This window comes from Pseudomonas sp. Sample_21, from assembly GCF_004307525.1.
In the GTDB taxonomy this organism is placed as follows: domain Bacteria; phylum Pseudomonadota; class Gammaproteobacteria; order Pseudomonadales; family Pseudomonadaceae; genus Aquipseudomonas; species Aquipseudomonas atacamensis.
On record NZ_RCNZ01000039.1, the window covers coordinates 1 to 12,598 of the forward strand.

The 12,598-nt window shown below is 60.5% G+C and carries 12 protein-coding genes; 3 read left to right on the forward strand and 9 right to left on the reverse strand.

Annotated features, from left to right (window positions below; translation table 11 throughout):
• From ilvD to D8U71_RS05690, 6 genes are all read right to left on the reverse strand, one after another.
• Positions 1 to 1,691 (reverse strand): dihydroxy-acid dehydratase (gene ilvD, locus D8U71_RS05665; RefSeq protein ID WP_130887356.1); only part of this gene is annotated, 1,691 nt, incomplete at its 3' end.
• A 256-nt stretch (positions 1,692 to 1,947) separates the two neighbouring features.
• The gene (locus D8U71_RS05670; RefSeq protein WP_130887357.1) at positions 1,948 to 3,180 is read right to left on the reverse strand and encodes an MFS transporter; all 1,233 of its coding nucleotides are present in this window, start codon (positions 3,178 to 3,180) and stop codon (positions 1,948 to 1,950) included.
• Positions 3,173 to 4,150, reverse strand: a complete 978-nt coding sequence (locus D8U71_RS05675; protein WP_130887358.1) for a diiron oxygenase — start codon at positions 4,148 to 4,150, stop codon at positions 3,173 to 3,175. The genes D8U71_RS05670 and D8U71_RS05675 overlap by 8 nt, the downstream gene beginning before the upstream one ends.
• The gene (locus D8U71_RS05680) at positions 4,147 to 5,220 is read right to left on the reverse strand and encodes a SagB family peptide dehydrogenase (RefSeq protein WP_130887359.1); all 1,074 of its coding nucleotides are present in this window, start codon (positions 5,218 to 5,220) and stop codon (positions 4,147 to 4,149) included. The genes D8U71_RS05675 and D8U71_RS05680 overlap by 4 nt, the downstream gene beginning before the upstream one ends.
• A gap of 450 nt (positions 5,221 to 5,670) precedes the next feature.
• Positions 5,671 to 6,867: a class I SAM-dependent rRNA methyltransferase gene (locus tag D8U71_RS05685; protein ID WP_016772700.1), complete on the reverse strand. Its 1,197-nt coding sequence runs from the start codon at positions 6,865 to 6,867 to the stop codon at positions 5,671 to 5,673.
• Positions 6,868 to 7,029: 162 nt separating this feature from the next.
• The gene (locus tag D8U71_RS05690; protein ID WP_016772701.1) at positions 7,030 to 7,569 is read right to left on the reverse strand and encodes a type 1 glutamine amidotransferase domain-containing protein; all 540 of its coding nucleotides are present in this window, start codon (positions 7,567 to 7,569) and stop codon (positions 7,030 to 7,032) included.
• Between the two features lie 228 nt (positions 7,570 to 7,797).
• Here D8U71_RS05690 and D8U71_RS05695 point away from each other — a divergent pair, with 228 nt between their 5' ends.
• Genes D8U71_RS05695 through D8U71_RS05705 form a run of 3 tightly spaced genes read left to right on the forward strand, consistent with a single transcriptional unit; the run spans position 7,798 to position 9,815 of the window.
• Positions 7,798 to 8,610 carry an HDOD domain-containing protein gene (locus D8U71_RS05695; RefSeq protein ID WP_160769650.1) on the forward strand — a complete coding sequence of 271 codons (813 nt, stop codon included), beginning with the start codon at positions 7,798 to 7,800 and terminating at the stop codon, positions 8,608 to 8,610.
• A 12-nt stretch (positions 8,611 to 8,622) separates the two neighbouring features.
• Positions 8,623 to 9,435, forward strand: coding sequence for a bifunctional DNA-formamidopyrimidine glycosylase/DNA-(apurinic or apyrimidinic site) lyase (mutM, locus tag D8U71_RS05700; RefSeq protein WP_016772703.1), 813 nt, complete (start codon positions 8,623 to 8,625; stop codon positions 9,433 to 9,435).
• A gap of 56 nt (positions 9,436 to 9,491) precedes the next feature.
• Entirely contained in the window at positions 9,492 to 9,815 is a 324-nt protein-coding gene (locus D8U71_RS05705) for a multidrug transporter (protein ID WP_076564452.1), read from the forward strand.
• A 151-nt stretch (positions 9,816 to 9,966) separates the two neighbouring features.
• Here the strand turns inward: D8U71_RS05705 and D8U71_RS05710 are convergent, their stop codons facing one another.
• The 3 genes from D8U71_RS05710 to D8U71_RS05720 all read right to left on the reverse strand — a co-directional run bounded on the left by D8U71_RS05710 (position 9,967) and on the right by D8U71_RS05720 (position 12,557).
• Positions 9,967 to 10,218 carry a YfhL family 4Fe-4S dicluster ferredoxin gene (locus tag D8U71_RS05710; RefSeq protein ID WP_130887360.1) on the reverse strand — a complete coding sequence of 84 codons (252 nt, stop codon included), beginning with the start codon at positions 10,216 to 10,218 and terminating at the stop codon, positions 9,967 to 9,969.
• A gap of 148 nt (positions 10,219 to 10,366) precedes the next feature.
• Positions 10,367 to 10,846: a pantetheine-phosphate adenylyltransferase gene (coaD, locus tag D8U71_RS05715; protein WP_003229157.1), complete on the reverse strand. Its 480-nt coding sequence runs from the start codon at positions 10,844 to 10,846 to the stop codon at positions 10,367 to 10,369.
• Between the two features lie 115 nt (positions 10,847 to 10,961).
• Positions 10,962 to 12,557: a GMC family oxidoreductase gene (locus D8U71_RS05720; protein ID WP_130887361.1), complete on the reverse strand. Its 1,596-nt coding sequence runs from the start codon at positions 12,555 to 12,557 to the stop codon at positions 10,962 to 10,964.
• Positions 12,558 to 12,598 lie beyond the last annotated feature (41 nt).

A 12,598-nucleotide genomic window follows, 5' to 3' on the forward strand; every position in this document is an offset into this window, starting at 1 on the left:
GCCAGTTCTTCGTCGCTGACCAACAGGTTGATCGAGCGGTTCGGAATGTCGATCAGCACCTTGTCGCCATCCTGCACCAGACCGATCGCGCCACCGGCCGCAGCCTCTGGCGAAGCGTGGCCGATCGACAGGCCGGAAGTACCGCCGGAGAACCGCCCGTCGGTGAGCAGCGCGCAGGCTTTGCCCAGACCTTTGGATTTCAGGTAGGACGTCGGGTAGAGCATTTCCTGCATGCCCGGGCCGCCTTTCGGGCCTTCGTAGCGAATGATGACGATGTCGCCTTCCTTCACTTCGTCAGCGAGGATGCCGCGCACGGCGCTGTCCTGGCTTTCGAAAATCTTCGCGTTGCCTTCGAAGACGTGGATCGACTCATCAACCCCGGCGGTTTTCACCACGCAGCCGTCCTGCGCGATATTGCCGTACAGCACGGCGAGGCCGCCTTCTTTCGAATAGGCGTGCTCGAAGCTGCGGATGCAGCCGTTTTCACGGTCGTCGTCGAGGGTTTCCCAACGGGTCGACTGGCTGAATGCGGTCTGGGTCGGAATGCCCGCAGGACCTGCCTTGAAGAAGTGATGCACGGCTTCGTCGCTGGTCTGGGTGATGTCCCACTTGGCGATGGCTTCTTCCATGCTGCGGCTGTGCACGGTCGGCAGGTCGGTGTGCAGCAGGCCGCCACGGGCCAGCGAACCGAGGATGCTGAAAATGCCGCCGGCGCGGTGCACGTCTTCCATGTGGTACTTCTGGATGTTCGGTGCGACTTTGCACAGCTGTGGCACGCTGCGCGAGAGACGGTCGATGTCGCGCAGGTCGAAATCGATCTCGGCTTCCTGGGCAGCTGCGAGCAAGTGCAGGATGGTGTTGGTCGAACCGCCCATGGCGATGTCGAGCATCATCGCGTTCTCGAACGCCTTGAAGTTGGCGATGTTGCGCGGCAGCACGGAGTCATCGTTCTCGCCGTAGTAACGCTTGCACAGCTCGACGATGGTGCGACCGGCCTGGAGGAACAGCTGTTCGCGGTCGCTGTGGGTGGCCAGAGTAGAACCGTTGCCCGGCAAGGCCAGACCCAGTGCTTCGGTCAGGCAGTTCATCGAGTTGGCGGTGAACATGCCGGAGCACGAACCGCAGGTCGGGCAGGCGCTACGCTCGTACTCGGCGACTTTCTCGTCAGAAGCGCTGGAGTCGGCGGCGATTACCATGGCGTCGACGAGGTCGAGGCCGTGGGAAGCGAGTTTGGTCTTGCCCGCTTCCATCGGACCACCGGAAACGAAGATCACCGGGATGTTCAGGCGCAGTGCAGCCATCAGCATGCCCGGGGTGATCTTGTCGCAGTTGGAAATGCATACGATGGCGTCGGCGCAGTGGGCATTGACCATGTACTCGACGGAGTCTGCGATGATCTCGCGACTCGGCAGCGAATACAGCATGCCGTCGTGGCCCATGGCAATGCCGTCATCGACAGCAATGGTGTTGAATTCCTTGGCCACGCCACCGGCGCGTTCGATTTCGCGGGCGACCAGCTGACCCAGGTCCTTCAGGTGCACATGCCCCGGGACGAACTGGGTGAACGAGTTGGCGATGGCAATGATCGGCTTCTTGAAGTCGTCATCTTTCATGCCGGTGGCGCGCCACAGTGCGCGGGCGCCGGCCATGTTGCGGCCGTGGGTGGATGTTTTCGAGCGGTAATCTGGCATGGAGCACTCCGGGCGGCTAATCACGTACTAAAGGGGAGTGAGCTTCTGTTGACCTCTGAAACACCCGAAAAATGGCCGTGTGTCCGGAAGCTGCCGATGACGTTGCGGGATCGCCGCTGGTCTCAGCCTGAGCTCATAAACCCGCCGGGGATGAATGGCGATGAATGAGGCGATTCTACACCGCTGGCGTCGCGAGGGAATGGCGCAAAGCGTTGTTCCCCCGCTGAAGAGGCACGCGGGATGACGACTGGCAGGATCAGTGGTCGCCTCCCGGCATCACCGGATTGCTGCGCCGGCTGCTGACGCGACGGCCAATCACGCTGTTGAGCAACAGCGATACGCCGCTCAACACCACGAAGCCGTAACCCAGCGTCGCTTGCAGGTTGGCCGGGCCGAGGCTGATCAAGGCGCTGACCAGCCCGCCACAGATAAAGATGATGGTGCTGCCGGCGGACGCCGATGCGCCGGCATTTTCGGCGAACAGGCTCATGGCGCGTGAGGTAGCCGGTGGTCGTGAAATGGTCGTGCCCACCGTGCAGATCAGCATCGGAATCAACACAGTCGCCGCTGACAGATCATGACTGGCCGCCAGATAGAGCATCACCAGCCCCGAGAGCAGGATCAGACTCAGCCCGGTGAAAATCTGCTGTTGCGCATTGATATGCCGATTCAGCACGCTGGCGAACAGGCCGCCAAAGACATAGGCGGCGCCGTAGATCAGCAGGATCAAGGCGAAATCGTAAGGTGCCATCTGCAGCTGCTCCATGAAGATCAGCGGGGAAATGACAATGAAGGAAAAGTGGCAGGCGAAAGCGAATGCAGAAATCAGCCAGCAGCCGACGAATTCGAAATTGCTCAGCACCAATCTGTAGGGCTTTATGAAACCCCCGTGTGGCCCATTCTGAACGGGCCGGCTGTTATCGAGCAGCCGCCACGTCTTCACCAGAACCACGGCGGCCAAGGCGATGAACACCCAGAAGCTGCCGCGCCAGCCGAGCGTGGCCTGCAGAAACGTGCCCGCCAATGGTGATACCGAAATGAAGATGCCCGTGGCGGTGACCATCAGGATCCGCAGGCGATCACGCTCGTTGCCTTCGAACAGGTCCTGCACCAGTGCCTGGGACAGCACGAAGCAACCGCATCCCAGCGCCTGCATCACCCGGAAAATCAGGAACAGCGTGTAGTCATTGCTCAGCACGCAGCCCAGTGCGCCGAGCAGCGACACGCTCATGCCGGCAAGCAGCAGACCTTTGCGCCCGATCACATCGGATAACGGGCCGATCAACAACTGGGCAAATGCGATGCCCACGGCAAACAGACTGATCGACAGCGCGATGTCGTTTGACGATCGGCCAAAGTGGGCTGCCAATGCCGGAAAGGAAGGCAGCAGCACATCCAGCGGAAACACGCCTAGCAGGATCATCGCCAGCAGCAGGCTGATTGCTCCGCGCTGTTGTCGGCGGGTGGTTGCACGGCTGTGTTTATCCATCGATCAATCCTGCTTTGGCGAAGAGTGTCTGGTTATGGGGCAATGCAAAGAAGCCGGCCTTGTGCAGGGCCTCCACAGTAGGCTTGCAGCCAGCACGTGCACGAGCGCGGTTGGCCTGCACCGTTACCGTGCTGCCGACAATCTCCATCACGTCGATCTCGGCAATACCGGCCGAACGCAGGCTTTGTTGCAGCCAGCTTTCATCTGCTTCGAAGAAGATGGAAATGATCTCCACGAGGGTCTTGCTGGCGAACAGGCGCTGACGACTGTTCATCGCAATCCAGAAATAATGGAAGGCTTCGGCGAAATAACGGCTGTGCCGGGCTTCGTCGGCAAGGTGATCACGCAGCATGTCGTTCACGCTGGACACCAGCGTGTCGCGGCAGACCTCCAGCAACTCGCGGGCAATGATCGTTTCCGAGACAAATCCCAGCAGGAACCAGGCCAGAGCGCGGTTTTTCTCCGGCGTGCGCGCGATCAAGGCGTTCATGCGGCTGATCCGCTTCGGAATGACCGGACGCCGGGTGATGCTGTAATACGCAGCGATCTGCTCGGCAATCTGGTTGGAAAACAGCGCGTGGTAGCCCTCGTCGGTATACAGCTGCAGTGCCGCATGCTTCATCGGCAGCGGTATGTAAATGGGCAGTTCGCGGTGCGCAATGACTTCCACGGCGCGGTTGACGATGCGGTGTTCGAGCAGGGTGGTGTAATCGAGGAAATACACCAGATGATTGGCGGTAAGGCGGTGCAGGGTTTCGCGCCCTTTGGCCTGGACGGCCGGATGCGCCAGATAGGGCACGAAGGCCGGGGGGAACCAGTAGCGGGTTTGCAATTGCTGCTCGACATCGCCCGGTAACCGGTAGTCATGGGTACTGCTGCGTACCGATGCACGGCTCTCCCAGTCTGGAAGCGTGAATTTCAGCGACCATGACACCGGGGCTTCGCTCTCGTCCATCGCCGTGGGAATCATGACTGTGCTCCGCTGAGCAGATCACGCATTTCCTGGCACATGGCCTGGCCATCGCTTTGTCCGCAACCGACGAAGAACAACGGTTGCTCGGCGCTGCCCGCGATGCCGAGCAGGGTTTCAACCTGTGCGTCGGCAAATGCGCCGGTCAGCCAGGTGTTCAGCCCCAGCGTTGTTGCTACCAGTTGAAAGGTTTGCGAGAGATGACCGGCCTCGATGAATGCCATGCGATAGGCGCGCGAGTGTTCGTACTTCCACCAGAGACGATCAAACCTGGCGGTGATGAACACGCCCAGCGGCAGGTTGTTGATGAAGTGCTGGCCGCCGAGCAATTGGCCCAGTTCCGGATCCGGCAGCGCATTGATCCCACTCAGAGCGTGTTCGGCAGGGTGGTAGGCGTAGATGCCGGGTTCCAGCCCGCTGACATTTTGCGCCAGGACAAATCCCTCACAGGCGTTCAATCCGCCGCCGGACGGGCAGCTCCGGCGGGCCTCGAGACCCGGCGCGACCGGATCGGCGTGGGCATCATCGCGCGGGGGAAGATAGCCGAGGGTCAGATACAGCAGCGTGCCGACCTCGTTCAGTGTCACCGCCGCACCGGTGTAGGAACGACAGGTTTTGCGCCTCATCAGGGCCTGAGTCAGGCTGTCATCATTAATGGCGCCCGGTACGGGCAGGGTAATCAAGGGCTGCACTGATCGCGGCGCCGGGGTGTTCGCAGGTTCCGGCTTCGCCAGCACTTCGCTGCAGTGCGCCAGATATTGCCTGGACCACTCGTGAATATTCCGAGGCGTATGTGCGCAAGGTATATTTTGTGTGCCGATGTGATAAATCTTCGATAGTTCATCCCAGCCCCAATCCGGGCTGTCTATTTTTGAAGTTGTTAGAATGCCTGCGTCCAGAAGTTGTCTGTCTATTATGTTGTTCGGGTCAAATATATCAGGGTTGTGTATAAGGGTGGCGAGGCGGTGGGAGTATTCAAGATCAAGTTCGTGTTGAGTATGGTTCTTGTAGTTCCAGACTACTTGTCCGGGCGGGCGCGGCAATATAAAAAGAAAAGGATTGATATACATGGGTTCAGATCACTCAGGAAAAGTCTGATGGACGCCAGAGTGCCGGCACTCTCCAGCGTCCAGGCTACTTAGCGGCCGGTGGCTGCAACCAGAAAGGCCAGGTTGGCGAGTTTGTCTGTTTCGAGATAAATGGTTTTCATGATGTGAACTCCTTGTTCATTGGTAGTTGGAGTCGCTTCGTTGCGACAACTTCATATTAGTTTGTAATCGAATATTGGCAAGCGGATATTAGGTAGGAATATTCCAGTAATTTTGTCGGAGTGATCTTTTGCAGGAGACTTACTGTGTAGGTTTAATTTCCATGTTTTACAGGCATGACGAAACTTCCTGCAAGGCGGCGAGAAAGAAGTTGTAGGAAGAGAGCAAGGCACTCATGTCGAGTGTGAAAAAAACGGGCGGGGGGGCGCAAAAAAACGGGGAGCTCAGTGGCTCCCCGGTGTTCAAGCGCAATCAGCTGTTGGGCAGCAGACGGCAGGTGATGCTTTTGATGTAGCGGGTTTCAGCGATGGCCGGATGCACCGGATGATCCGGACCCTGACCGCCACGTTCGAGCATCTGGATGTTGCGGTCCAGATGACGGGCGCTGGTCAGCAGGATGTTCTGCAGATCGTCTTCCGGCAGGTGCATGGAGCACGAAGCACTGACCAGAATGCCGTCCTTGGTCAGCAGGCGCATGGCTTGCTCGTTGAGACGACGGTAGGCGCCTTCGCCGTTCTTCATATCTTTCTTGCGTTTGATGAAGGCCGGCGGATCGGCAACGATCACGTCGAAGCGCTCTTCGCTGGCTTTCAGTTCCTTCAGCGCTTCAAAGACGTCGCCTTCGATGCAGGTCATCTTGTCAGCGAAGCCGTTCAGTGCAGCGTTGCGCTCGACACCGTCGAGGGCGAATGCAGAGGCGTCGACGCAGAACACTTCGCTGGCGCCGAACGCAGCGGCCTGCACGCCCCAGCCACCGATGTAGCTATAGAGATCAAGTACGCGTTTGCCCTTGGCGTAAGGTGCCAGGCGCGCGCGGTTCATGCGGTGATCGTAGAACCAGCCGGTTTTCTGCCCTTGAATGACCGGCGCTTCGAACTTGACGCCGTTTTCTTCCAGCGCGACCCATTCCGGCACCAGACCGAATACGGTTTCGACGTAGCGGTTGAGGCCTTCGGCGTCGCGGGCGGCGGAATCGTTCTTGAACAGGATGCCGCTTGGCTTGAGCACCTGGGTCAACGCGGCGATCACGTCGTCTTTGTGCGCTTCCATGGTCGCCGAGGCGATCTGCACCACGAGGATGTCGCCGAAACGATCGACCACCAGACCCGGCAGCAGGTCGGAGTCGCCGTAGACCAGACGATAGAACGGCTTGTCGAACAGACGCTCGCGCAACGACAGTGCGACATTCAGGCGATGCACCAGCAGCGACTTGTCGAGGGCCAGTTTGATGTCGCGTGACAGCAGACGCGCGCAGATCAGATTGTTCGGGCTCATGGCGACGATGCCCAACGGCTTGCCGCCAGCGGCTTCGAGCACCGCCTGATCGCCGGCCTTGAAGCCGTGCAGAGGCGTGGCGGCCACGTCGATTTCGTTGCTGTAGACCCACAAGTGGCCGTTGCGCAGGCGACGGTCGGCGTTGGCTTTGAGGCGCAGGCTAGGCAGGGACATGACGTCGCTCCGGAAAAAAGAGCGGGAGTATAGCGTGTTGAGGCGTGCTCCGGTCTGGCCTGCGATGAAAAGCGGAGGGCCCCTTCGCGAGCAGGCTCGCTCCCACACTTGGAATGCATTCACCTGTGGGAGCGAGCCTGCTCGCGAAAGCGATTTCAGCTCTTATGCAGCCAGTGCGTCAATCAGGGCCTGACTGAACGCCGGCACATCATCCGGCTGTCGGCTGCTGATCAGGTTGCCGTCCTTGACCACTTCCTGGTCGACCCAGTTGACCCCGGCATTGACCAGATCGTCCTTGACCGTTTTGTAGCTGGTCATGGTCTTGCCATTGACCAGTCCTGCCGAGATCAGCAACCAGCTGCCGTGGCAGATCACGGCAATCGGCTTGCCCGCCGAAGCGGCAGTCTTGACCAGATGCTGAGCATCCTGGTCGATACGGATGGTGTCGGAATTTTGCACACCACCCGGCAGCAGCACGGCATCGTATTGATCGACGCTCACAGCCTGGAAAGTGTTGCTGACGGGGAAGTCGTCGGCCGGTTTGTCATGGTTCCAGCCTTTGACGGTGCCGGCCTCGGCCGAGAGGATATCGACCTGCACGCCGGCCTGCTCCAGGGCATCCTTGGGACCGGTCATTTCGACCTGTTCGAAACCATCGGTAACCAAAATAGCGACGCGTTTGCCATTGAGGGAAGTTGCCATCGGTAAGCTCCTGAGTCTGTGGAGATTTTGCCTTCGCAGCGGACCGATGAGGTCCGATGCGCCCTACAGATTCCGAAGCCTGGGCACAGATGAAAGTTCCGGCGATGTGCCCATCGGTGTGTCGCCCTGCGGTTTCAGCGGTTAGAATCGCCGCCTGCCCCGGAGTGTGTACTTATGTCCCAAGAGCTGACCACCGAACAGATTCAACAATCGCTGCAAGGCATCAGTGTGCCGGCGCAACCGCAGATCATGGTGGATCTGCAAATGGAGCAGTACATGCCCGACCCGGACCTGGAGGTGATCGCCAAACTGATCTCCCAGGACCCCGGTCTGTCCGGCGCGCTGCTGAAAATCGTCAACTCGCCGTATTACGGCCTGAGCAACAAGATCACCTCGATCCAGCGTGCGGTGAACCTGTTGGGCAGCCGCTCGATCATCAACCTGATCAACGCGCAGTCGATCAAGGGCGAGATGAACGACGACACCATCGTCACCCTCAACCGTTTCTGGGACACCGCGCAGGATGTGGCGATGACCTGCCTGACCCTCGCCAAGCGCATCGGCACCCAGGCCGGTGACGAAGCCTATGCGTTGGGCCTGTTCCACGATTGCGGCGTGCCATTGATGCTGCAGCGTTTCCCCAATTACATGACCGTGCTGGAAGAGGCCTACGCCAGCGCCAGCCCGGAATGCCGCGTGGTCGATACGGAAAACCGTGTGTTCAACACCAACCACGCCGTGGTCGGTTATTACACCGCCAAGTCCTGGCGCCTGCCGGAGCATGTCAGCGCCGCCATCGCCAACCACCACAACGCGCTGGCGATTTTCAGCGACGAATCGTCGAAGAACAGCCAGCTGAAAAACTTGCTGGCGATTCTGAAAATGGCCGAGCACATCTGCGCCTCTTATCGCGTGCTGGGCAACCAGAGCGAGGATTTCGAGTGGAGCGCGGTCGGCCCGCTGGTGCTCGATTACGTCGGTCTGTCGGACTACGACTTCGAAACACTCAAACAAACGATTCGCGACCTCGGCGCGCATTGATCCGAGGACACCATGCCTGAACTGCCGGAAGTCGAAACCACCCGTCGCGGGATCGCCCCGCACCTGGAAGGCCAGCGGGTCAGCCGGGTCATCGTCCGCGACCGGCGCCTGCGCTGGCCGATCCCCGAAGACCTCGATGTGCGCCTGTCCGGGCAGCGCATCGTGCTGGTCGAGCGGCGCGCCAAGTACCTGTTGATCAACGCCGAGATCGGCACGCTGATCAGCCATCTGGGCATGTCGGGCAATCTGCGCCTGGTCGAGGCCGGGTTGCCGGCGTTGAAGCACGAGCACGTCGATATCGAACTGGAGTCGGGACTGGCCCTGCGCTACACCGACCCGCGACGCTTCGGTGCGATGCTGTGGAGCAACGACCCGCTCAATCACGAACTGCTGATTCGCCTCGGGCCGGAGCCGCTGACCGATCTGTTCGATGGCGAGCGCCTGTTCCAGCTGTCACGCGGGCGCTCGATGGCGGTCAAGCCGTTCATCATGGACAACGCGGTGGTGGTCGGGGTCGGCAATATCTACGCGACCGAAGCGCTGTTCGCCGCCGGCATCGATCCGCGCCGCGAAGCCGGGGGCATCTCCCGCGGGCGTTACTTGAAACTGGCAATCGAGATCAAGCGCATCCTCGCCGCCGCCATCGAGCGTGGCGGCACAACGTTGCGCGACTTCATTGGCGGAGACGGTCAGCCGGGATATTTCCAGCAGGAACTGTTTGTCTACGGCCGCGGAGGTCAGCATTGCAAGGTCTGCGGCACCGGCCTGCGCGAAGTGAAGCTGGGCCAGCGCGCCAGCGTGTTTTGCCCGCGCTGCCAGACCTGAAAAAATCCTTCGGTCTATAGTGAGAAGTCTCACTGCTCAGCCCGAAGGATCGTGCCATGAAAGTCCTGCAAGTCTTCTTCGTCACGCTGCTGTTGTGTTCCAGCCTGGCCGTTCAGGCCTCGGAAACCGGCAGCGGTGATCCGCGTTACACCATCCAGAATCCCCCGGCCTACGCCATGCTTGGCGACCTGCTGATTGCCCGGCCCTTGCTGGTGGTGGCCACGGTGATCGGTGCGGGAGCGTTTGTGGTGTCGTTGCCGTTTACCGCGCTGGGCGGCGGTGTTGGCGATGCCGGTCAGGCGCTGGTGGTTGACCCGGCGAAAGCGGCGTTTGTGCGGTGTCTGGGGTGTACAGGGGAGGGGTTTGAGCAGCGCGAGTGAGCTGATCTGGTTTCAGTGGTGTGGCTGATGGCCCATTCGCGAGCAGGCTCGCTCCCGCATGGGTTTTGGTGTTCACACAAATTTGTGTTTCACCACAGACTCTGTGGGAGCGGGCTTGCCCGCGATGGCTTCGGTACTGGCGCTGATGTGATCAGGCCTTGCTGGTGATCTTGCGGTACTTCTCCATCAACTGTTCTTCAGTCTCCGGATGGGCTTCGTCCAGTGGAATGCAATCCACCGGGCAGACCTGCTGGCACTGCGGCTCGTCGTAGTGGCCGACGCACTGAGTGCACAGGTTCGGGTCGATCACGTAGATCTCTTCGCCTTGGGAAATGGCGGCGTTCGGGCACTCGGGTTCGCAGACGTCGCAGTTGATGCAATCGTCGGTGATGATCAGGGACATGCTAACTCCAGCCGGGGCGGCAGGCCCGGGCGCTATAAATCAATGCGCGCAATTGTGCCGCATTGGCGCTTGCAGTGCACGCGGGGGCGATCAAGGGCACTCTTTGGCTGCGATCCAAAAACAAAAGGATCGCAGCCTTCGGCAGTTCCTACTTCTTGAAGCGCAGGGTCAGCGCGTCGGCCACGGCCGGGTGGACGAACTTGCTGATATCGCCGCCCAGCGCGGCAATCTCCCGCACCAGCGTCGAGGAAATGAACGAATAACGCTCCGACGGCGTGAGAAACAGGCTCTCCACATCCGGCGCCAGTTGGCGGTTCATGTTGGCCAGCTGGAATTCGTATTCGAAGTCCGACACCGCACGCAGACCACGCAGGAACACATTGGCGTTCTGCTCTTTGGCGAAATGCGCGAGCAGCGTCGAGAAACCGACCACTTCCACGTTCGGCAGGTGTTTGGTGACCTCGCGAGCCAGTTCGACCCGTTGTTCCAGCGGGAACAGCGGGTTCTTTTTCGGGCTGGCGGCGACCGCAATGATCACGTGATCGAACAGGCGCGAGGCGCGTTCGACCAGATCGCCATGGCCCTTGGTAATAGGGTCGAAGGTACCTGGGTACAACACTCGGTTCATCGCGTCGTCCTGGCGGGAGTCCGTTGGGGAGTCGGATGGTATCGCAGCCTTCCCGGTCGGCCAAGTCGCCTGTTGGGTAAGAAAGCACTATAGACGATAAGAATATTCTGCTTTTTCATGGATTTTTCAGTCGGTCAGCCAAGGCTGTCGCCAGTTGCGCGGTCAGGCCATACACCGACAGCTGGGGGTTGGCGCCGATGCTGGTGGGGAACAGCGAGCCGTCGTGAATCGACAGATTGCGCAGTTGATGATGGCGACCGAGGCTGTCGGCAACCGCGCTTTGCGGATCTTCACCCATCGCACAACCACCCATCACATGGGCGCTACCGAGTCGCGTGCGGTACAGCTCCAGGCTCAGTCCATCGATCATTGAGCGCGCCTCGGCCAGGGTCTTCACATAGCGGCCGTCGGCGTGCATCGGCATCACCGATTGCGCGCCGCCGGCGAACTGGATTTCGGCCATGACGTGAAAGGCCCGGCGCAAACCGTCCCATGCGTATTGCGAAACCTGATAGTCGAGCACCGGCGAGCCATCACCGCGCAGCTCCACCGAGCCACCGCTGCTGTCCGGGTGGAAGCCATCGCGCAGCAGCGCCAGCATCGCGTGGGTGTGCGGCAGGTCGGCCATATGCTGGGCGTTTTCCTTGCCGAAACCACCGAGCAGTGTGGCGGCCAGCGCCGGATGCAGCGGTGGCACTTCAAGTTTGAATGCCATCGGCCCGGTGGTGCCGTCCTTCCATTGAAAATGGTCGGAATAAATCGACTGCGGCGCGCCGTAGAACGGATTGACCACCTCGGCGAAACGCGCGGCGGACATGTTCACCGGGTGCAGAAAGGTGCGCTTGCCCACGCGCTCATGCGGATCCGGCGCGTCGGAGCGCAGCAACAGCGCCGGGCTGTTGATGCCGCCGCCGGCCAGCACGTAATGCCGCGCCTTGACGGTGATGCTGCGCCCGGTCGGCTCGACGCAGCGCTCGTCCATCGCCACGCAATGCAGGCCGGTAACCTTGTCGCCGCTGATCAGCAGCTTCTCCACCCGCGCCAGATACAGCAGCTCGCCGCCCTTTTCCAGCGTCGCCGGGATGGTCGTGACCATCATTGATTGCTTGGCGTTGCTCGGGCAGCCCATGCCGCAATAGCCAAGATTCCAGCAACCGCGAACGTTGCGCGGGATCACGTGCCAGCTGTAGCCGAGTTGCTCACAGCCTTTGCGGATCACATCGTTGTTGGCATTGGGCGGCACCATCCACGGCGCGACCCCGAGGCGCTGCTCCATTTTTTCGAACCACGGCGCCATCTCTGTCGGGCTATGGCCTGTGACGTTGTGCTCGCTGGCCCAGTGTTCGAGGGTCGGCTCGGGTGTGCGGAAGCTCGAAGTCCAGTTGATCAGCGTCGTGCCGCCGACCGCGCGGCCCTGCAGGATCGTGATCGCGCCGTCCTTGCTCATGCGCCCGATGCCTTCCTGGTAGAGGCTGCTGTAGGCCTCGTCTTCGAGCAGTTTGAAATCCGAACTGGTCTTCAGCGGGCCTTCTTCGATCAGCAGGACTTTGTAGCCGGCCGCGCTGAGGATCTCCGCCGTGGTACCGCCGCCGGCGCCACTGCCGATGATCGCCACGTCGGCTTCGAGGGTGAGGTCGTCGCTCAGTTGCGCGCCGTTGTAGGTTTTCCAGCCTCGGGCGAGGCCTTCGCGGAAGGGATCGGGTACGGGCATCGGTCAGGTTCTCTTTATTATTCTGGATGCTGAGGTGATGC